19 protein-coding genes and 1 pseudogene are annotated in these 18,362 nt (G+C 70.5%); 6 read left to right on the top strand and 14 right to left on the bottom strand.

All coding sequences use genetic code 11. The features are described from left to right. Positions 1 to 27 precede the first annotated feature (27 nt). A pseudogene (locus EV567_RS05345) lies at positions 28 to 546 on the top strand (zinc-binding dehydrogenase); the annotation flags it as partial. A gap of 149 nt (positions 547 to 695) precedes the next feature. Here EV567_RS05345 and dapD read toward each other — a convergent pair. After that, positions 696 to 1,685: a 2,3,4,5-tetrahydropyridine-2,6-dicarboxylate N-succinyltransferase gene (dapD, locus tag EV567_RS05340; protein WP_130437397.1), complete on the bottom strand. Its 990-nt coding sequence runs from the start codon at positions 1,683 to 1,685 to the stop codon at positions 696 to 698. Between the two features lie 471 nt (positions 1,686 to 2,156). Further along, positions 2,157 to 2,381, bottom strand: a complete 225-nt coding sequence (locus EV567_RS28460) for a hypothetical protein (protein ID WP_347400484.1) — start codon at positions 2,379 to 2,381, stop codon at positions 2,157 to 2,159. A gap of 4 nt (positions 2,382 to 2,385) precedes the next feature. On the opposite strand from EV567_RS28460, the gene EV567_RS28455 reads away from it, so the two are divergent. Further along, on the top strand, positions 2,386 to 2,826 hold the full coding sequence (locus tag EV567_RS28455) for an AbfB domain-containing protein (RefSeq protein ID WP_347400483.1): 441 nt from the start codon (positions 2,386 to 2,388) through the stop codon (positions 2,824 to 2,826). A 72-nt stretch (positions 2,827 to 2,898) separates the two neighbouring features. Here EV567_RS28455 and EV567_RS05330 read toward each other — a convergent pair whose 3' ends face one another. From EV567_RS05330 to EV567_RS05295, 8 genes are read right to left on the bottom strand one after another with little or no spacing between them, the layout of a single operon-like run. Then, complete coding sequence (locus EV567_RS05330) at positions 2,899 to 3,231, bottom strand: metal-sulfur cluster assembly factor (RefSeq protein ID WP_020130530.1); 333 nt, start codon at positions 3,229 to 3,231, stop codon at positions 2,899 to 2,901. Next, complete coding sequence (sufU, locus tag EV567_RS05325; RefSeq protein ID WP_130437395.1) at positions 3,228 to 3,692, bottom strand: Fe-S cluster assembly sulfur transfer protein SufU; 465 nt, start codon at positions 3,690 to 3,692, stop codon at positions 3,228 to 3,230. Before sufU ends, EV567_RS05330 begins: the two co-directional genes overlap by 4 nt. 19 nt (positions 3,693 to 3,711) lie before the next feature. Next, entirely contained in the window at positions 3,712 to 4,968 is a 1,257-nt protein-coding gene (locus EV567_RS05320) for a cysteine desulfurase (RefSeq protein WP_130437394.1), read from the bottom strand. Next, on the bottom strand, positions 4,965 to 5,729 hold the full coding sequence (gene sufC, locus EV567_RS05315; protein WP_130437393.1) for a Fe-S cluster assembly ATPase SufC: 765 nt from the start codon (positions 5,727 to 5,729) through the stop codon (positions 4,965 to 4,967). Before sufC ends, EV567_RS05320 begins: the two co-directional genes overlap by 4 nt. A 7-nt stretch (positions 5,730 to 5,736) precedes the next feature. Beyond that, positions 5,737 to 6,069: a non-heme iron oxygenase ferredoxin subunit gene (locus EV567_RS05310; RefSeq protein ID WP_130437392.1), complete on the bottom strand. Its 333-nt coding sequence runs from the start codon at positions 6,067 to 6,069 to the stop codon at positions 5,737 to 5,739. Then, positions 6,066 to 7,250 carry a Fe-S cluster assembly protein SufD gene (gene sufD, locus EV567_RS05305; protein ID WP_130437391.1) on the bottom strand — a complete coding sequence of 395 codons (1,185 nt, stop codon included), beginning with the start codon at positions 7,248 to 7,250 and terminating at the stop codon, positions 6,066 to 6,068. The genes EV567_RS05310 and sufD overlap by 4 nt, the downstream gene beginning before the upstream one ends. A gap of 56 nt (positions 7,251 to 7,306) precedes the next feature. Next, entirely contained in the window at positions 7,307 to 8,728 is a 1,422-nt protein-coding gene (gene sufB / locus EV567_RS05300; RefSeq protein ID WP_130437390.1) for a Fe-S cluster assembly protein SufB, read from the bottom strand. Beyond that, the gene (locus EV567_RS05295; RefSeq protein ID WP_130437389.1) at positions 8,725 to 9,486 is read right to left on the bottom strand and encodes a metalloregulator ArsR/SmtB family transcription factor; all 762 of its coding nucleotides are present in this window, start codon (positions 9,484 to 9,486) and stop codon (positions 8,725 to 8,727) included. The genes sufB and EV567_RS05295 overlap by 4 nt, the downstream gene beginning before the upstream one ends. Positions 9,487 to 9,714: 228 nt before the next feature. Here EV567_RS05295 and EV567_RS05290 point away from each other — a divergent pair, with 228 nt between their 5' ends. From EV567_RS05290 to EV567_RS05280, 3 genes are read left to right on the top strand one after another with little or no spacing between them, the layout of a single operon-like run. After that, on the top strand, positions 9,715 to 10,638 hold the full coding sequence (locus EV567_RS05290) for an ABC transporter ATP-binding protein (protein WP_130437388.1): 924 nt from the start codon (positions 9,715 to 9,717) through the stop codon (positions 10,636 to 10,638). Then, on the top strand, positions 10,635 to 11,405 hold the full coding sequence (locus EV567_RS05285) for an ABC transporter permease (RefSeq protein ID WP_130437387.1): 771 nt from the start codon (positions 10,635 to 10,637) through the stop codon (positions 11,403 to 11,405). Before EV567_RS05290 ends, EV567_RS05285 begins: the two co-directional genes overlap by 4 nt. A 55-nt stretch (positions 11,406 to 11,460) precedes the next feature. Next, positions 11,461 to 12,489 carry a heme A synthase gene (locus EV567_RS05280; protein ID WP_130437386.1) on the top strand — a complete coding sequence of 343 codons (1,029 nt, stop codon included), beginning with the start codon at positions 11,461 to 11,463 and terminating at the stop codon, positions 12,487 to 12,489. On the opposite strand, the gene EV567_RS05275 is transcribed toward EV567_RS05280, so the two are convergent. The 4 genes from EV567_RS05275 to EV567_RS05260 form a co-directional block, all read right to left on the bottom strand. Then, positions 12,444 to 13,211 carry a nucleotidyltransferase gene (locus tag EV567_RS05275; protein ID WP_130437385.1) on the bottom strand — a complete coding sequence of 256 codons (768 nt, stop codon included), beginning with the start codon at positions 13,209 to 13,211 and terminating at the stop codon, positions 12,444 to 12,446. The genes EV567_RS05280 and EV567_RS05275 overlap by 46 nt on opposite strands. Positions 13,212 to 13,230: 19 nt before the next feature. Further along, on the bottom strand, positions 13,231 to 14,340 hold the full coding sequence (locus tag EV567_RS05270; protein WP_130437384.1) for an amidohydrolase: 1,110 nt from the start codon (positions 14,338 to 14,340) through the stop codon (positions 13,231 to 13,233). A 108-nt stretch (positions 14,341 to 14,448) separates the two neighbouring features. Continuing rightward, entirely contained in the window at positions 14,449 to 14,781 is a 333-nt protein-coding gene (locus EV567_RS05265; protein ID WP_165430304.1) for a hypothetical protein, read from the bottom strand. A gap of 96 nt (positions 14,782 to 14,877) precedes the next feature. Next, positions 14,878 to 15,795, bottom strand: a complete 918-nt coding sequence (locus EV567_RS05260; protein WP_207228674.1) for a heme o synthase — start codon at positions 15,793 to 15,795, stop codon at positions 14,878 to 14,880. Positions 15,796 to 16,243: 448 nt separating this feature from the next. Between EV567_RS05260 and tkt the strand changes: the two genes are divergently transcribed. After that, positions 16,244 to 18,331, top strand: coding sequence for a transketolase (tkt, locus tag EV567_RS05255; RefSeq protein ID WP_130437381.1), 2,088 nt, complete (start codon positions 16,244 to 16,246; stop codon positions 18,329 to 18,331). Positions 18,332 to 18,362 lie beyond the last annotated feature (31 nt).

The following is an 18,362-nucleotide window of genomic DNA, read 5'->3' as shown; positions in this document are numbered from 1 at the left end:
GAGCTTGCGAAGCGTGCCGGGGCCGCTGAGGTGATCCTTTCCTCCGCAGTCGACGATCTCGCAGCCGAGGTGAGGCGGCTCAACGGCGGTCAGGGACTGCCGGTTGTCTTCGACGGCGTCGGCGCGCACACCTTCGATGCGAGCCTCGCCAGCCTGCGAACCCGCGGCCATCTCGTGCTCTTCGGCGCGGCAAGTGGTGCCGTGCCTCCGTTTGATCCGATTCGGCTCGCCCACGGCGGTTCGCTGACCCTGATCCGGCCCAGCCTCGGGGACTTCATCGCCGACCGGTCCGAACTGCTCCGACGGGCCGCCGATGTGTTCGAGTGGGTGCGCTCCAAGGCGCTTGAAGTCACCGTAACGGGCCGCTACGCATTGTCCGAGGCCGCCCAGGCCCACAGCGATCTGGAGGCTCGACGCACCACCGGCAAGCTGCTCGTCGTACCCGATACGGCCGCGGCAGCGGACGCCGGCGACAACGGGCAGCCGCGTGCGGCACCAGTGCCTGAGGCGGGCTCCCGCCGGACCGGGTGGAGAACGAACTTGTAGTGCGAGGCTCACGCACGAGCGCCCTCCCGGGCCGTCCTCGGGCCGTGGAAGGGCGCTCAATGGTGACCAACGTCGACAGGTGGCCGACAGCTCGGCAGCAGGTCAGAGCGGTGATCGATTAGGCGGCCGCAGGTCACGGCCGCCGGTGATCAGTTGTGGCTGTGCAGGATCTCGTTCAGGCCGCCCCAGACCGCGTTGTTCGGGCGGGCCTCGACCGCGCCGGTGACCGAGTTGCGGCGGAAGAGGATGTTCGAGGCGCCGGAGAGGTCGCGGGCCTTGACGATCTGGCCGTCGGGCATGGTCACCCGGGTGCCCGCCGTGACGTAGAGGCCCGCCTCGACGACGCACTCGTCGCCCAGCGCGATGCCGACGCCCGCCTCCGCGCCGACCAGGCAGCGCTCGCCGATGGAGATGATCACGTTGCCGCCGCCGGACAGCGTGCCCATCGTGGACGCGCCGCCGCCGATGTCGGAGCCGTCGCCCACGACCACGCCCGCGGAGATGCGGCCCTCGACCATGGACGTGCCGAGCGTGCCGGCGTTGAAGTTCACGAAGCCCTCGTGCATGACCGTGGTGCCCTCGGCGAGGTGCGCGCCCAGGCGGACGCGGTCCGCGTCGGCGATGCGGACGCCCTTGGGTGCCACGTAGTCCGTCATGCGCGGGAACTTGTCGATCGAGGTCACCTGGAGGTGCAGGCCCTCGGCGCGCGCGTTCAGACGGACCTTCTCGACGTCGTCCACGGCGACCGGGCCGAGGGACGTCCACGCGACGTTGGCCAGGTGGCCGAACATGCCGTCCAGGCTCTGGCCGTGCGGCTTGACCAGGCGGTGCGAGAGCAGGTGGAGCCGCAGGTAGACGTCGTGCGCGTCGAGCGGCTTGTCGTCGAGGGAGGCGATGACCGTGCGGACCGCGACGACCTCGACGCCCCGGCGGGCGTCCGGGCCGACGGCCTTGGCCGCGCCCTCGCCGAGCAGCTCCACGGCCTTCTCGGGAGAGAGGCGCTCGGTGCCGGCCGGACCGGGCTCGGCGGTGAGCTCGGGCGTGGGGAACCAGGTGTCGAGAACGGTGCCGTCGGCGGCGAGCGTGGCGAGCCCGGCGGCCGCGGCGCCGGTGGTGCGAGGAGCAGTCGTTTCGGTCATGAGCGCAACCTAACCGGCGAGCCCCACCCGAGGCCAACCTGCCGCCCGGCGTCTCAGGTGGCGGTCGGGGCGGGCGCGGGTCCGCTTCGGCGACGCCGTGCGCGTCCGTCCGCCGCCGGGCGGGCCGGCCCGCCCACAAGTGCCCCTGTATGAGAAACCGTTATGGAAACCGCTCGCTGAAACGGCTGCTCACCAGCCACACGTTCCACTACTGTTTCACCGTTCACATACCGGGCCTTCGCAGCCGCGGCCGCCGACACGAGCGCCGCTGGAGGAACAGCGCATGCCAGACAACAAGTCCCGGCCTTCCCCGGAGCAACCCTGGGGGAACGGTTGGGCCCCGGAAACCTCCCGGGCTCCCGGAACGCGACGGCTGTGGCTGGCCGGCGCTCTCGCCGTGGCCACCGTGGTGGCCTGCGTGACGGCGATATCCGTGACCGAAAAGGCCAATGACAAGCAGTCAGCCGCCCGTCAGGGCCGGACGACGTCCGACAAGGAGACGACCTCGGGGCTGATCTCTTTCGCCACACCCTCGGCGAGCGGATCCCCTTCGGCGTCCGCGTCGGCCGGGAGCCCCTCGCCGTCCGCGTCCGCTTCGGCGTCGGCCTCGCCGTCCGCCTCGGCTTCGCCCCGGCCGCAGGGGAGTTCGTCGCCCCGCCCGTCCACCGCCCCCGCCCCGCAGGCGCCGCCGGTCAAGGACGTGCCCGCGCCGCGGCCGGTGAGCAACCGCAAGTCGGTGCAGTCGGTCAACTACCCCGACCGCTACTGGCGCGCGAGCGGCGGCCTGGTGCGGCTCGAACGGAGCGGCGGCTCGGAGTTCCGCGAGGACGCCTCCTTCGACGTCGTGGCGGGCCTGGCCAAGAGCTCCTGTTACTCGTTCAGGACGGCCGACGGCACGTATCTGCGCCATCGCAACTTCGTGCTGCGCGCGGAACGCAACGACGGCTCGAACCTGTTCTCCCAGGACGCCACCTTCTGCCCCAACTGGTCGCCCTACTCGGGCTCCATGACGCTGCGTTCGGTGAACTACCCCGACCGCGCGCTGCGGCACCAGAACATGGAGATGCGTCTGGACCAGTACGGCTACAACACCCGGGGCGGCGAGGACTTCGCGTTCCGCCTCGTCGGCGGTCTCGCCTGAGCGGACCGCCACCCGCACACACGTGTGGCCCCCGGCGAGACTCGCCGGGGGCCACACGTGTCACCACAGTCCTCAGACGTTGAAGCCGAGCGCCCGAAGCTGCTCACGGCCGTCGTCGGTGATCTTGTCCGGGCCCCACGGCGGCATCCAGACCCAGTTGATGCGCAGCTCGTTGACGAGGCCGTCCGTGGCGGACTTCGCCTGGTCCTCGATGACGTCCGTCAGCGGACAGGCCGCGGAGGTCAGGGTCATGTCGATCGTCGCGATGTTCGCGTCGTCGATGTGAATGCCGTAGATCAGGCCGAGGTTGACGACGTCGATGCCCAACTCGGGGTCGACGACGTCGTACAGCGCCTCGCGGACCTCCTCCTCCGAGGCCGGCTTCATCTCCAGGGTCTCGCTCATGCCGTCTTCCTTTCGGCGTCGGCGCCCAGCGCCTGGGCCGTCGCGTCCTTCCACGCCATCCAGCTGAGGAGGGCGCACTTGACCCGGGCCGGGTACTTGGAGACGCCGGCGAACGCGACCGCGTCCTCCAGCACCTCCTCCATCGCGTCGTCCGGCTCGATCCTGCCCTTGGACTGCATCAGCTCCAGGAAGGTCTCCTGGATCCGGTGCGCCTCGGACAGCTCCTTGCCGACGAGCAGTTCGTTCAGCACGGACGCGCTCGCCTGGCTGATGGAGCAGCCCTGGCCCTCGTACGAGACGTCCTCGATCTTCGTGCCGGCGTACTTCACCCGCAGGGTGATCTCGTCGCCGCAGGTCGGGTTCACGTGGTGCACCTCGGCGTCGCCGTCGCGCAGACCACGCCCGTGCGGGTGCTTGTAGTGGTCCAGGATGACTTCCTGGTACATGGAGTCCAGCTTCATGCGCTCGCTCGCCAACCCCTCAGCCGAAGAAGTTCCGTACGTGCTCCAGGCCGTCCACCAGAGCGTCGATCTCGGCGGGCGTGGAGTACAGATAGAACGACGCTCGCGTCGTCGCGGGAATTCCGTAGCGCAGGCAGACGGGTCGCGCGCAGTGGTGGCCGACGCGGACCGCGATGCCCTGCTCGTCGAGGACCTGGCCCACGTCGTGCGGGTGGATGTCGCCGAGCGTGAAGGAGATCGCCGCGCCGCGGTCCTCGGCCGTGGTCGGGCCGATGATCCGCAGGTCGGGGACCTCGGCGAGCCGCTTCACCGCGTACTCGGTGAGCGCGTGCTCGTGGGCGAGGATCTTGTCCATGCCGATCGAGGACAGGTAGTCGATGGCCGCGCCGAGACCGACCGCCTGGGCGACCGGGGGCGTGCCCGCCTCGAACTTGTGCGGGGCGGGGGCGTAGGTCGAGGAGTGCATGGACACCGTCTCGATCATCTCGCCGCCGCCGAGGAACGGAGGCAGGTCCTCCAGCAGCTCCTGGCGGCCCCACAGCACGCCGATGCCGGTCGGGCCGCACATCTTGTGGCCGGTGAAGGCCACGAAGTCGGCCTGGAGGGCCTGCACGTCCAGCGGCATGTGGGGAGCGGCCTGCGAGGCGTCGATGCAGACCAGCGCACCGACCTCCTGCGCCCGGCGGACTATCGCCTCGACCGGGTTGACCGTGCCGAGGATGTTCGACACCAGCACGAAGGAGACGATCTTCGTCTTCTCCGTGATGATCTCGTCGATGTTCGACAGGTCGAGGCGGCCGTCGTCGGTGAGGCCGAACCACTTCAGCTTCGCGCCCGTGCGCTGCGAGAGCAGCTGCCACGGCACGATGTTGGAATGGTGCTCCATCTCCGTGATGACGATCTCGGTCTCGGAGTCCACGCGGTAGGGCTCGTCGGCCCAGCCCAGCATGTTCGCCACGAGGTTGAGCGACTCCGAGGCGTTCTTGGTGAAGATCACCTCGTCGCGCGAGGGCGCGTTGATGAAGGACGCGACCTTGTCACGCGCTCCCTCGTACAGCGCCGTGGCCTCCTCGGCGAGCACATGCACACCGCGGTGGACGTTGGCGTTGTAGCGCTCGTAGTACTCGCTCAGGGCGTCCAGCACCTGGCGCGGCTTCTGCGAGGTCGCCGCGTTGTCCAGGTAGACGAGCTTCCGGTCGTCGTGGACCAGACGGTCCAGGATCGGGAAGTCCTTGCGGATCGCCTCTGTGTCGAGGAGGCCCGGCAGCTGTGTCACGCGGATACGCCACCCTTCGTGTATGCCTCGTACCCTTCGTTCTCCAGCTTGTCGGCGAGCTCGGCGCCGCCGGACTCGACGATGCGGCCGCCGGAGAAGACGTGGACGAAGTCGGGCTTGATGTAGCGCAGGATGCGCGTGTAGTGCGTGATCAGCAGGGTGCCGACCTCGCCGGTCTCGCGGACGCGGTTGACGCCCTCGGAGACGATGCGGAGCGCGTCGACGTCCAGACCGGAGTCGGTCTCGTCGAGGATCGCGACCTTCGGCTTGAGCAGTTCGAGCTGGAGGATCTCGTGGCGCTTCTTCTCACCGCCGGAGAAGCCCTCGTTGACGTTGCGCTCGGCGAAGGAGGGGTCCATGTTGAGGCGCTGCATGGCCTCCTTGACCTCCTTCACCCAGGTGCGCAGCTTGGGGGCCTCGCCGCGGACGGCGGTGGCGGAGGTGCGCAGGAAGTTCGACACGGACACACCGGGGACCTCGACCGGGTACTGCATGGCGAGGAACAGGCCGGCGCGGGCGCGCTCGTCGACGGACATCTCCAGGACGTCCTCGCCGTCGAGGGTGACGGTGCCGCCGGTGATCGTGTACTTCGGGTGACCCGCGAGGGAGTAGGCGAGCGTCGACTTGCCGGAGCCGTTGGGGCCCATGATGGCGTGCGTCTCGCCCTGCTTCACGGTGAGGTCGACGCCCTTGAGGATCTCCTTCGTGGCGTTGTCGGCCTCGACGGTGACGTGCAGGTCTCGGATTTCAAGCGTTGCCATGGATGCCTCAGGACTCCTGGGTGAGGGGGGCGCGTACGTCGACGAAGACGCTGCCCCCTTCGATCTTTACGGGGTATACGGGGACGGGGCGCGTCGCGGGAAGGCCGGACGGCTTGCCGGTGCGCAGGTCGAAGGCGGAGCCGTGCAGCCAGCACTCGATCTGGCAGTCCTCCACCTCGCCCTCGGAGAGCGAGACGTTCGCGTGCGAGCAGATGTCGTGGATCGCGAACACCTCCCCCTCGGTCCGCACCACGGAGACCGGCGTGCCGTCGAGTTCCACCCGCTTCGGAGTGTCCTCCTCCAGCTCGCCCAGTCCGCAGGCGCGTACGTAGGTCGTCATGCGACCGAGGCCTCCAGCTCCTCTTCGATCTTCGCGAGCAGACGCTCCTCGATGTCGTCGACACCGATGTGCTGGACCAGCTCGGCGAAGAAGCCGCGGACGACGAGGCGGCGGGCCTCGTGCTCGGGGATGCCGCGGGCCATCAGGTAGAAGAGCTGCTCGTCGTCGAAGCGGCCGGTGGCGGAGGCGTGGCCGGCGCCGACGATCTCGCCGGTCTCGATCTCCAGGTTCGGCACCGAGTCGACGCGCGCGCCGTCCGTGAGGACGAGGTTGCGGTTCATCTCGTAGGTGTCGGTGCCCTCGGCCTTGGCCTCGATGAGGACGTCGCCGATCCACACGGCGTGCGCGTCCTCGCCCTGGAGCGCGCCCTTGTAGGCGACGTTCGACTTGCAGTGCGGGGTGTTGTGGTCGACCAGCAGGCGGTGCTCCTGGTGCTGGCCGGCGTCCGTGAAGTACAGGCCGTACAGCTCGGCCTCGCCGCCGGTGCCCGCGTAGCTCACGCGCGGGTGCAGGCGGACGACGTCGCCGCCGAAGGTGACGACCACCGACTTGAAGGTGGCGTCGCGGCCGACGAGGGCGTTGTGCTGGGCGACGTGGACAGCCTTGTCGTCCCAGTCCTGGACGGAGACGACGGTCAGCTTGGCGCCGTCGCCGAGGACGTACTCGACGTTGGCGGCGACCACGGCGTCACCGGTGTGGTCGATGACGACGACGGCCTCGGCGAAGGCTCCCAGCTCGATGATCTGGTGGCCGTAGGAGACGCCGCCCTCGCCGTGCACGGAGATCCGGATCGGCTCGGTGAGGACCGTCTCCTTGGGGACGGAGACGACGCCGGCCTGCTCGAAGGCGGAGTACGCCTGGGCGGCGACGCGGTCCACGGGCGTGCCGGCCCTGCCGAGCCGCGCGTCGTCGCGGCCGACGGCCTCGACGACGACGCCTTCGGGGGCCTCCACCGTGACCTTGACGCCGTTGCCGCCCGCGACGGCGGTGCCGTCGTGCAGGCCGCGCAGGCGCTCCAGCGGGGTGAACCGCCACTCCTCCTCGCGGCCGTGCGGGACCGGGAAGTCCGCGACGTCGAAGGACGGCGGCGCGCTCATGCGCGTGGCGACGGTCGACTCGGCGGCCACCGCGATGGAGCCTGTGGTGGTGGACCCCACAGGAAGATTCTGAGCCTCAGCCATGGCTGTCGTAGTGCTCGCTTTCGTTGACGTAAGGGGCGTGACGGACGGGCCGGGGGTCAGCCGACGGCGCCTTCCATCTGCAGCTCGATCAGCCGGTTGAGCTCCAGCGCGTACTCCATCGGGAGCTCCTTGGCGATGGGCTCGACGAAGCCGCGCACGATCATGGCCATCGCCTCGTCCTCGGAGAGACCACGGCTCATCAGGTAGAAGAGCTGGTCCTCGGAGACCTTGGAGACGGTCGCCTCGTGGCCCATGGACACGTCGTCCTCACGCACGTCGACGTAGGGGTACGTGTCGGAGCGGGAGATGGTGTCGACGAGCAGCGCGTCGCACAGGACGTTGGACTTGGAGCCGGGGGCGCCCTCGCCGATCTCGATGAGACCGCGGTAGGAGGTGCGGCCGCCGCCTCGCGCCACCGACTTGGAGACGATGTTGGAGGAGGTGTTCGGCGCCATGTGGACCATCTTGGCGCCGGCGTCCTGGTGCTGGCCCTCGCCGGCGAAGGCGATGGAGAGGGTCTCGCCCTTGGCGTGCTCGCCCATCAGGTAGACGGCCGGGTACTTCATCGTCACCTTGGAGCCGATGTTGCCGTCGATCCACTCCATGGTCGCGCCCTCGTAGGCGACAGCGCGCTTGGTGACCAGGTTGTAGACGTTGTTCGACCAGTTCTGGATGGTCGTGTAGCGGCAGCGGGCGTTCTTCTTGACGATGATCTCGACGACGGCGCTGTGCAGGGAGTCGGACTTGTAGATCGGGGCCGTACAACCCTCGACGTAGTGCACGTAGGCGCCCTCGTCGACGATGATCAGGGTCCGCTCGAACTGGCCCATGTTCTCCGTGTTGATACGGAAGTAGGCCTGGAGCGGGATCTCGACGTGCACGCCCTTCGGCACGTAGATGAAGGAGCCGCCGGACCACACCGCGGTGTTCAGCGCGGCGAACTTGTTGTCGCCGGCGGGGATGACGGTGCCGAAGTACTCCTTGAAGAGCTCCGGGTGCTCCTTCAGCGCGGTGTCGGTGTCGAGGAAGATGACGCCCTGCTCCTCCAGGTCCTCGCGGATCTGGTGGTAGACGACCTCCGACTCGTACTGGGCGGCGACACCGGCGACGAGGCGCTGCTTCTCCGCCTCGGGGATGCCCAGCTTGTCGTAGGTGTTCTTGATGTCCTCGGGCAGGTCCTCCCAGGACGCCGCCTGCTTCTCCGTGGAGCGCACGAAGTACTTGATGTTGTCGAAGTCGATGCCCGACAGGTCCGAGCCCCAGTTCGGCATGGGCTTCTTCTGGAAGAGCTTCAGGCCCTTGAGGCGGAGCTTGGTCATCCACTCCGGCTCGGACTTCTTCGAGGAGATGTCATTGACGACGTCCTCGTTGATGCCGCGACGCGCGGACGCGCCGGCCGTGTCGGAGTCGGCCCAGCCGTATTCGTACTTGCCCAGGCCCTCGAGTTCGGGGTGAGCAGTCTCCGTGGGGAGAGTCATGCGGGGTTCCTCCCGGCCGTGCTTGCAGATGCGTTGTGGCTGCGGTGATCAGTGTGGGAAATCTTGGGGATGAACGTCGTGCAGACGCCGTCTCCGTGCGCGATGGTCGCCAGTCGCTGGACGTGCGTTCCGAGCAGCTGGGAGAAGATCTCCGTCTCGGCCTCGCACAACTGCGGGAACTTCTCCGCGACGTGGGCCACCGGGCAGTGGTGCTGACAGAGCTGCTCGCCTTTTTGAGGGAGGGGTGCGCTGCGCGCCGTAGCAGCGTACCCGTCCGCGCTCAGGGCCTTGGCCAGTGCTTCGGTGCGGTGCTCGGGGGCGGCGGCCTCGACGGCCTCGCGGTAGGCGGCGGCCTGTTCGGCGATCCTCGCGCGCGCGAAGGCGACGACGGCCTCGTCCCCGCCGAAGCGCTCCTGGATCCAGCGCAGGGCGTCGGCGGCGAGCTTGTCGTAGGACTGGTCGAAGGCGTCGCGGCCGCAGTCGGTGAGGGCGAAGACCTTGGCGGGGCGTCCGCGCGTCCGCGTGCCGTACACGCGCTGCTCGCGGGCCTCCACGACGTCGTCGGCGACCAGCGCGTCGAGGTGCCTGCGTACGGCCGCCGGGGTGAGCCCGAGGCGTCCGGCCAGCTCGGTGACGGTCGACGGCCCGTGGTCCAGGATGGAGCGCGCGACCCGGTTGCGCGTCGAGCGCTCACCGGTCGCCAGCTCCTCCTGAGGGGCCCCCGCGGGGGTCTCCCGAGCCTGTCCGACGTTTTTCACAACGCCATTGTTGCGTAATTCGCCGGAGGCAGGCAAGCGGCGCCCGGCCGACCGGGTGGTGCACTGCATCACTTAGGTAAAGCTAACCTGACCTGGGGAAACGATCTTTGATCGATCAGGGAGCCGGGCCCTGCCGGGGCCGCCCCGAGCTCTCCCGGGGACCTCCCGGCGCCCCCTGGACGGCCCCGCGCGTCCGGGCGCACGAGCGCGAACCTAGACTTTGCGTCCATGCGAACTGAGCCTGTCGTCCAGGTCCAGGCCCTGGTGCAGCGGTACGGGACGAAGACCGCGGTGAACGGCCTCGATCTGGAGGCCCGGGCAGGCGTCACCGCCGTCCTCGGCCCCAACGGCGCCGGCAAGACGACGACCATCGAGACCTGCGAGGGCTACCGCAAGCCGGACTCCGGCACCGTGCGCGTCCTCGGCCTCGACCCGGTGAGACAGGCCCGCGAACTGCGCCCCCGGATCGGCGTGATGCTCCAGTCCGGCGGCGTCTACTCGGGCGCGCGGGCGGACGAGATGCTCCGCCATGTCGCGAAGCTGCACGCGAACCCGCTGGACGTGGACGCCCTCGTGGAGCGGCTCGGGCTCGGCGGCTGCGGCAGAACCACCTACCGCCGCCTCTCCGGCGGGCAGCAGCAGCGGCTCGCGCTGGCGATGGCCGTCGTCGGACGCCCTGAACTGGTGTTCCTGGACGAGCCGACCGCCGGCCTCGACCCGCAGGCCCGCCGCGCCACCTGGGACCTCGTCCGCGACCTGCGCGCCGACGGCGTCAGCGTGATCCTCACCACCCACTACATGGACGAGGCCGAGCAGCTCAGCGACGACGTCGCGATCATCGACGCGGGCCGGGTCATCGCCCAGGGCTCCCCGGAGGAGCTGTGCCGCGGCGGCGCCGAGAACACGCTCCGCTTCACCGGCCGCCCCGGACTGGACGTGACCTCGCTGCTCAAGGCGCTGCCCGCGGACAGCACCGCGGAGGAGCTGACGCCGGGCTCGTACCGGGTCACCGGGAAGATCGACCCCCAGCTCCTGGCGACCGTCACCTCCTGGTGCGCGCAGCACGGGGTGATGCCCGACCGGATCTCGGTCGAACGGCACACCCTGGAGGACGTCTTCCTGGAGCTGACGGGAAAGGAACTGCGCTCATGACCGCCACCGGCATCCACACCCCGGCGCCGGGCGCCGCGCCGCTGCCCCGGATGATCGGCGCCCAGGCGGCGCTGGAGACCCGGATGCTCCTGCGCAACGGCGAGCAACTGCTGCTCACCGTGGTGATCCCCACCCTGCTGCTGGTGTTGTTCAGCACCGTGGACATCGTGGACACCGGCGCCGGCAAGGCGGTGGACTTCCTCGCCCCGGGCGTCCTGGCGCTCGCCGTGATGTCGACGGCGTTCACCGGACAGGCCATCGCCACCGGCTTCGAGCGCCGCTACGGCGTGCTGAAGCGGCTGGCCGTCTCACCGCTGCCCCGCTGGGGCCTGATGACCGCGAAGACGCTGTCCGTGCTGGTCACCGAGGTCCTCCAGGTCGTCCTGCTGACGGTGATCGCCTTCGCGCTGGGCTGGTCGCCGCACGGGAACCCGTTCGCCGTGCTGCTCCTGCTGGTACTCGGCACGGCCGCGTTCTCAGGGCTCGGGCTGCTGATGGCGGGCACCCTGAAGGCCGAGGCGACGCTCGCCGCGGCGAACCTGGTGTTCCTGCTGCTGCTGGTGGGCGGCGGTGTGATCGTCCCGCTGGACAAGTTCCCGCCGGCGGCGCAGGACGTCCTCGCACTGCTGCCGATCTCGGCCCTGTCCGGCGGCCTGCGGGACGTGCTCCAGAACGGGGCGGGCATGCCGTGGGGCGAGCTCGCGATCCTGGCGGTGTGGGCCGTGGCCGGCCTGGCGGCGGCGGGGAGGTTCTTCCGGTGGGAGTGACGGCGGCGAAGCCACGGGGCACCCTCGTGAAAGCGTGCACAAGCGGCCCCCTACGATGGAAGGCGTGCCAAACGTGACCCGCGCCGACGCCCTGGCGGCCGTGCGCAACCCGCTCGCCTTCATCGCCGACCGCTGGACCCCCGCCCCCCGGACGGTTCAGCGGGCAGCCCTGTCCGCACTCGTGATGTCGGTGCTCATCGTGGTCACCGGCGGCGCGGTACGGCTCACCGGGTCCGGCCTCGGCTGCCCGACCTGGCCCAAGTGCACCGAGGACTCCCTCACCGCGACCAGCGAGATGGGCTTCCACGGCGTCATCGAGTTCGGCAACCGCATGCTGACGTACGTGCTGTGCGCCGCGGTCGGCTGGGCGATCATCGCCGCCCGCTCGCAGAAGCCCTGCCGGCGCGGCCTCACCCGGCTGGGCTGGGCCCAGTTCTGGGTGGTCATGAGCAACGCCGTGCTCGGCGGCATCGTCGTCCTCGTCGGCCTCAACCCGTACACCGTCGCCGCCCACTTCGTGGCCACGTCGGCGCTGATCGCGGTCGCCACGGTGATGTGGCAGCGCACCCGGGAGGGGGACGCGGCGCCCGAGCCGCTGGTCGGCGGCGCGGTGCGGCAGCTGGTGTGGTGCCTGGTCGGCGCGTCGGTCCTGCTGATCCTCGTCGGCACGGTCGTGACCGGCGCGGGCCCGCACGCCGGCGACTCCAGCGAGGTGGAGCGCATGCCGCTCGACTGGGAGACGGTCAGCAAGGCCCACGCCGTCCTCGCCTGGATCGTGGTGTCCCTGACGTTCGCGCTGTGGTTCGTGCTGAAGGCGGTCGACGCGCCGAAGGCCCCGCTGCACCGGACGCGGGAGCTGTTCGTCGTCCTGCTGTGCCAGGGCGTGGTGGGCTACGTCCAGTACTTCACGGATCTCCCGGAGATCCTGGTCGGCCTGCACATGCTGGGCTCCGCGCTGATGTGGATCTGGGTCCTGCGCGTGGTCCTGTCCCTGCGCGAGCGGCCCGCCGCCGGCGAGGCCGACGCCGTGCCGCCGGCTCAGGAGTACTTGTCCACCAGCCCGTCGATCGCCGGCCCCAGGTAGTCCCGCGTCAGCCCGCTCCTGCGGGCGAGCCACTCCTCCCCGGCGAACAGCGGCCGCATCCCGTACCGTCGCCGCCGGACGTCCTCGACGACGTCGGCGGGCGCCCCGAGCCCGGGCAGCTCCCCCAGCGCCTCCCGCTTGGAGACCAGCCGTCCCTCCCGCAGGGTGACGGCGGCACGGGCGAAGGTCGTCAGGCCCAGGTCCACCCAGACGTCCCGGGTCCACAGCCGCGCCTCGTCCACGGCCGGCCGCCAGAAGTCCCGCTGGTCGCGCACGACGAACGCCTCCAGTTCGAGGTCCGTCACCGGCGGCAGCAGCTCGGCCGGGGCGCCCCCGTGCAGGACCCGGCCGAAGGTGTGCAGCTCACGCCGGGTGACCGGGGTGACCGTCCGCCGGAACAGCCGTCCGTGGGCCCAGGTGAGGTGCCGCCGGTCCGAGCCCGAGAGCGTCGCGGGCGTCAGATAGGTGCAGTGCAGCAGGCCCGCGAGCGGCTCGGTCCGCAGCCGGGCGTGGGCCACGGCCACCTCCCAGACGGTCCGCGCGGTGATCGGTTCCGGAAGTACGGCGATCAGGTCCAGGTCGCTGCGCCCCTCCTGGTAGTCGCCTCCCGCGAGCGAGCCGTGCGCCCAGACGGCGAGCGGCCGCCGGCTCGTGGGACCAAAGCGGGGCGAGGAGGAGAGGGCTGCCAGGAAGCGGTCGAGTAACGCGTCGGTCCGGTTCATACGGTCAGTCTTGACCGGCTCAGCCCAGTCCGTACACCCTCCGCGCGTTCTCCGACGCGATCATCGACGCCACCCGCTGCGCGTCCGTGAGGGACCAGGCGCCCTCCGCGACCCAGGCGCCCAGGACCCGGCCCAGGGCCTCACGGAACAGCCGGGCGCCCACCACGTGCAGTTCGGGGAGCGCCTGCGCGCCGCTGGAGAAGAGGATCTTGCCGAAGGGGGCCAGTTCCAGGGTCTCCGCCAGGATCGCCGCCGCACGGCCGCCGCTGTGGACGAGCGCGGTGCCGGAGTCGGCGTAGACGTGCGGGAAGACGCCGGCGAGGCGGGCGGCGTGCCGGTGGTGGGGGTGGCCGGGCAGCAGGACCACAGCGGCGCCGAGGCCCGCCGTAGCGCGGGCGAACTCCGTCAGGAGGGCGGGGTGGCTGGCGCGGCCGGCGCGCGGCGCGGGCTCCACGGGTCCGGCGTGCAGTTGCAGCGGCAGTCCGGTGGCGAGCGCGCTCCACAGCAGGTGGCGCAGCAGCACCGGGTCGCCCATCTCCCCGCCGGCCCGGCGGACGGCCAGCCAGCGGCCCGCCGCGCCCCGCACCTGTCCCGGTCCGGGCGGCTCGGGCGCGAGCGCGAGGCCGTGCCGGAGGCCGGCCACCGAGGTGAAGGCGACGGCGTGCCCGGCCGCTCCGTGCAGCGCCTCGGCGAGGTTGGCGAGGAAGGACTCGACGGTCCCGGAGGTGTCGGCGACCTGCTCGGCGAGCGGCTCCAGCCGCACGATCTCGCGGGCCTCGGCCGCTCCCGCCGAGGCGATCTCCTCGGGCCCGGTGAGATCGCCGGGCAGGCCGGTGTCAACGAGGTAGGTGGTGACGCCGCTCCCCCGCAGCAGCCGACGGCCCGCCTCCAGCACGCCCAGTTCACGGCGGCGGGCGAGATAGCCGGCCGGCGGGCAGTGCGGCTCCAGGCCGAGCAGCGGCGGGCACCAGCGGCGTACGGCGAAGCCGGTCTGGGTGTCGAAGAGGGTGGTGCCGGGGGCGGGCGGGCCCTCGGTGCGGGACAGCCGGGCCTCGAAGGTGCCGAGGCCCAGCTCCGTTCTCAGCACGCCGTGGCAGTACTGGTCCACCAGGGACGGCGTTTCGATCATCGGGCTCTCCCGCGGGTCGACCACGTCGTTCCCCCGGCTAACGGGCGAACCGCGGTTCAGGTCGCGGGCGGCCGCGGGAGTGGGCGGCGGACGCTCCCGCCCCGGGGGTCAGCCGTTGGACGGGCCGCCCACCTGGATCCCCGCCATCCGGGTCCATTCGTACGGCCCGGTCCTGACCTTGGCCGCGAACTCGCCGTCGAAGGACTCGTGGGCGGTGATGCCCGACTTCTCGACGGCCTTCCGGGCGATCTCGACCGAGGGGGCCACCAGGTCGCCCCAGCCGCCGTCCTCGCCGACGAGGACGATCCGGGCGCCCCGCTCGCCGAGGTACGCGACCTGGCCCTCGGCCCCGCCGTGCTCCTTGGAGAAGGCGCCGATCCGCTTGGCCAGCCGGGCCGCCGTGCGCTCGGCCTTCGCCTCAACCTGCTTGCTGTCTGCCATGGTCAGGATGCTACCGACGGGTAGGCGGAACGGCGACGGCCGGGGTGCGTGGCCTTGACCACGCACCCCGGCCGTCATGATCCGCCGGACGGGCGCTCAGCGCAGGAAGGGGTCCACCGCGACCGCCACGAACAGCAGGGAGACATAGGTGATCGACCAGTGGAACAGCCGCATCTCCTTCAGCTTCCCGCCCGTCACCTCGGCCTTCGCCCGGTTCTGCAGGGCGTGCGCCTCCCACAGCCACCAGCCGCCGGCGGCCAGCGCGACCGCGGTGTAGAACCAGCCGGTGTAGCCGAGCGGCGTCAGCAGCAGCGAGACGGCGACCATCACCCAGCTGTAGATCACGATCTGCTTGGCGACGGTCTTGTTGGAGGCGATCACCGGGAGCATCGGCACGCCCACGCGCGCGTAGTCGTCCTTCACCTTCATGGACAGCGGCCAGTAGTGCGGCGGCGTCCAGAAGAAGATGACGGCGAAGAGGATCACCGGCGCCCAGGACAGCGAGTTCGTCACGGCCGACCAGCCGATCAGCACCGGCATGCAGCCCGCGATGCCGCCCCACACGATGTTCTGCGACGTGCGCCGCTTGAGGATCATCGTGTAGACGACGACGTAGAAGAGGAGTGCCCCGAGGGAGAGCCAGGCGGACAGCCAGTTGACGGTGAGGCCGAACAGCAGGGTCGAGACGACGGCCAGCGTGACGCCGAAGGCGAGGCACTCCCGGGGACTGACCATGCCGGTGACCAGCGGGCGCTGCGAGGTGCGGTCCATCAGCGCGTCGATGTCGCGGTCGATGTACATGTTCAGCGCGTTGGCGCCGCCCGCGGACAGATAGCCGCCGACGGAGGTGAGCAGGACCAGCCCCAGGTCCGGGACACCCTGCTGCGCCAGGAACATCACCGGCACGGTGGTGATCAGCAGCAGTTCGATGATCCGCGGCTTGGTCAGCGCCACGAACGCCTTGACACGGGCCCCGAACGGCCGGTGGCTCGGGCTCTGGCTCGTCCCGATCATCCCTACTGGACGGGATTCAACGGCCGTCACGCACACCCCTGACAGAGACTCCCAGCGAGCCTGCCGGTGTGAAGTCCCGGTAAAGGCTCGCGCGTACCACGCCACTGTAGACGTTGCCCATACCTCGTCCTTCGCGGGGGTCGGTCGTGTTGACGGGGGCGGGCCCGAGGGGGCGCCGGGGGGCGTTCGAGGGGGTCGCTCATCAGTGCCCGCGTGGCTCGATTGAGCAGTCGGATGAGCGGGTCCGTATTCATGTGTCGACAGGGGAAACGGCCCGGTCGGGAGGCGGATGCCGACGCGGCCCGGCAGTCTGGAATGACGCGAAAAAGGCGCCTCCTCACAGGGGTAGGCTCGACAGCGGCCGGTGCGCGCACAGCGCATCGGCAGCCGGTGGGCGCGCGCCCGCAACAGCCGGTATTCGACATGTGGAGAGGAGCCCTGACTCAGGGTGAGCACCAAGCCGACCACCACAGACCTCGAGTGGACCGAGTGGGACCAGCGGGCCGTGGACACCGCCCGCGTCCTTGCCGCAGACGCCGTACAGAAGGTCGGCAACGGCCATCCCGGTACGGCGATGAGCCTGGCGCCCGCCGCCTACACCCTCTTCCAGAAGGTGATGCGGCATGACCCCGCCGACCCGGACTGGGTCGGCCGCGACCGCTTCGTGCTGTCCGCGGGCCACTCGTCCCTGACCCTCTACACCCAGCTCTACCTGGCCGGTTTCGGCCTGGAGCTGGACGACCTGAAGGCGTTCAGGACGTGGGGTTCGAAGACCCCCGGCCACCCGGAGTACGGCCACACCGTGGGCGTGGAGACGACGACCGGTCCGCTGGGCCAGGGCGTCGCCAACGCCGTCGGCATGGCGATGGCCGCCCGCTACGAGCGCGGCCTGTTCGACCCTGAGGCCGCCGAGGGCGAGTCCCCCTTCGACCACTTCGTCTACTGCATCGCCGGTGACGGCTGCCTCCAGGAGGGCATCTCCGCCGAGGCGTCCTCGCTGGCCGGTCACCAGAAGCTCGGCAACCTGGTGCTGCTGTGGGACGACAACCACATCTCGATCGAGGGCGACACCGAGACCGCCGTCTCCGAGGACACCGTCAAGCGGTACGAGGCGTACGGCTGGCACGTGCAGCGCGTCGCCCCGAAGCCGGACGGCGACCTCGACCCGCACGCCCTCTACGACGCGATCGAGGAAGCGAAGAAGGTGACGGACAGGCCGTCCTTCATCGCGATGCGCTCGATCATCGCCTGGCCCGCCCCGAACGCGCAGAACACCGAGGCCGCGCACGGCTCGGCGCTCGGCGACGACGAGGTCGCGGCCACCAAGCGGGTCCTCGGCTTCGACCCGGAGCAGACCTTCGAGGTCTCCGACGAGGTCATCGGCCACACCCGCGAGGCGCTGAAGCGCGGCGCCGAGGCGAAGGCCGAGTGGGAGAAGTCGTTCCAGCAGTGGCGCGACAACAACCCCGAGCGGGCCGCCGAGTTCGACCGGATCGCCGCGGGCGAGCTGCCGGCCGGCTGGGAGGAGAAGCTCCCGGTGTTCGAGCCCGGCAAGGGCGTCGCCACGCGCGCCGCGTCCGGCAAGGTGCTCCAGGCGCTCGGCGGTGTGATCCCCGAGCTGTGGGGCGGCTCCGCCGACCTGGCCGGCTCCAACAACACCACCATCGACAAGACGTCGTCGTTCCTGCCCGCCGGCAACCCGCTGCCCGAGGCGAGCCCGTACGGTCGCACGATCCACTTCGGCATCCGCGAGCACTCCATGGCCGCGGAGATGAACGGCATCGCGCTGCACGGCAACACGCGCATCTACGGCGGCACGTTCCTCGTGTTCTCCGACTACATGCGCAACGCGGTGCGCCTGTCGGCCCTGATGCACCTGCCGGTGACGTACGTGTGGACGCACGACTCCATCGGCCTCGGCGAGGACGGCCCCACCCACCAGCCGGTCGAGCACCTCGCCTCGCTGCGCGCCATCCCGGGCCTCAACGTCGTGCGCCCGGCGGACGCCAACGAGACCGCGATCGCCTGGCGCGAGATCCTCAAGCGCTGGACGAAGGAGTTCGGCAAGGGCGCCCCGCACGGTCTGGTGCTGACCCGTCAGGGCGTGCCGACGTACGAGCCCAACGAGGGCGCGGCGCGCGGCGGTTACGTCCTGCTGGAGGCCGAGGGCGGCGACGCCCAGGTCGTCCTGATCGCCACCGGTTCCGAGGTGCACGTGGCCGTCGAGGCGCGTGAGCGGCTTCAGGCCGACGGTGTCCCGACGCGTGTGGTGTCGATGCCGTCCGTGGAGTGGTTCGAGGAGCAGGACCAGGGGTACCGGGACAGCGTGCTGCCGCCGTCGGTGAGGGCCCGGGTCGCGGTCGAGGCGGGCATCGGACTGACCTGGCACAAGTACGTCGGGGACGCCGGTCGCATCGTTTCCCTGGAGCACTTCGGTGCTTCGGCCGACGGCAAGGTCCTCTTCCGCGAGTACGGCTTCACTGCCGAGAACGTCGCCGCGCAGGCGAGGGAATCCCTGGCCGCGGCCCAGCGCTGACGCCCATACACGACACGTAGGAGATGTAATT

Source organism: Streptomyces sp. BK239 (genome assembly GCF_004217285.1).
In the GTDB taxonomy this organism is placed as follows: domain Bacteria; phylum Actinomycetota; class Actinomycetes; order Streptomycetales; family Streptomycetaceae; genus Streptomyces.
The sequence above is the reverse complement of the archived record's forward strand: the minus strand, read 5'-3'. Positions and strand labels throughout refer to the sequence as shown.

What these genes read in the sequence shown, in the direction of transcription:
- EV567_RS05275 (WP_130437385.1), bottom strand. Translation starts at nt 13,211, where the DNA reads ATGAACCGGACCGACGCGTTACTCGACCGCTTCCTGGCAGCCCTCTCC.
- EV567_RS05280 (WP_130437386.1), top strand. Translation starts at nt 11,461, where the DNA reads ATGGAAGGCGTGCCAAACGTGACCCGCGCCGACGCCCTGGCGGCCGTG.
- EV567_RS05260 (WP_207228674.1), bottom strand. Translation starts at nt 15,795, where the DNA reads ATGATCGGGACGAGCCAGAGCCCGAGCCACCGGCCGTTCGGGGCCCGT.
- EV567_RS05310 (WP_130437392.1), bottom strand. Translation starts at nt 6,069, where the DNA reads ATGACGACCTACGTACGCGCCTGCGGACTGGGCGAGCTGGAGGAGGAC.
- sufD (WP_130437391.1), bottom strand. Translation starts at nt 7,250, where the DNA reads ATGGCTGAGGCTCAGAATCTTCCTGTGGGGTCCACCACCACAGGCTCC.
- EV567_RS05330 (WP_020130530.1), bottom strand. Translation starts at nt 3,231, where the DNA reads ATGAGCGAGACCCTGGAGATGAAGCCGGCCTCGGAGGAGGAGGTCCGC.
- dapD (WP_130437397.1), bottom strand. Translation starts at nt 1,685, where the DNA reads ATGACCGAAACGACTGCTCCTCGCACCACCGGCGCCGCGGCCGCCGGG.
- EV567_RS05270 (WP_130437384.1), bottom strand. Translation starts at nt 14,340, where the DNA reads ATGATCGAAACGCCGTCCCTGGTGGACCAGTACTGCCACGGCGTGCTG.
- sufU (WP_130437395.1), bottom strand. Translation starts at nt 3,692, where the DNA reads ATGAAGCTGGACTCCATGTACCAGGAAGTCATCCTGGACCACTACAAG.
- sufC (WP_130437393.1), bottom strand. Translation starts at nt 5,729, where the DNA reads ATGGCAACGCTTGAAATCCGAGACCTGCACGTCACCGTCGAGGCCGAC.
- sufB (WP_130437390.1), bottom strand. Translation starts at nt 8,728, where the DNA reads ATGACTCTCCCCACGGAGACTGCTCACCCCGAACTCGAGGGCCTGGGC.
- EV567_RS05285 (WP_130437387.1), top strand. Translation starts at nt 10,635, where the DNA reads ATGACCGCCACCGGCATCCACACCCCGGCGCCGGGCGCCGCGCCGCTG.
- EV567_RS05265 (WP_165430304.1), bottom strand. Translation starts at nt 14,781, where the DNA reads ATGGCAGACAGCAAGCAGGTTGAGGCGAAGGCCGAGCGCACGGCGGCC.
- EV567_RS05290 (WP_130437388.1), top strand. Translation starts at nt 9,715, where the DNA reads ATGCGAACTGAGCCTGTCGTCCAGGTCCAGGCCCTGGTGCAGCGGTAC.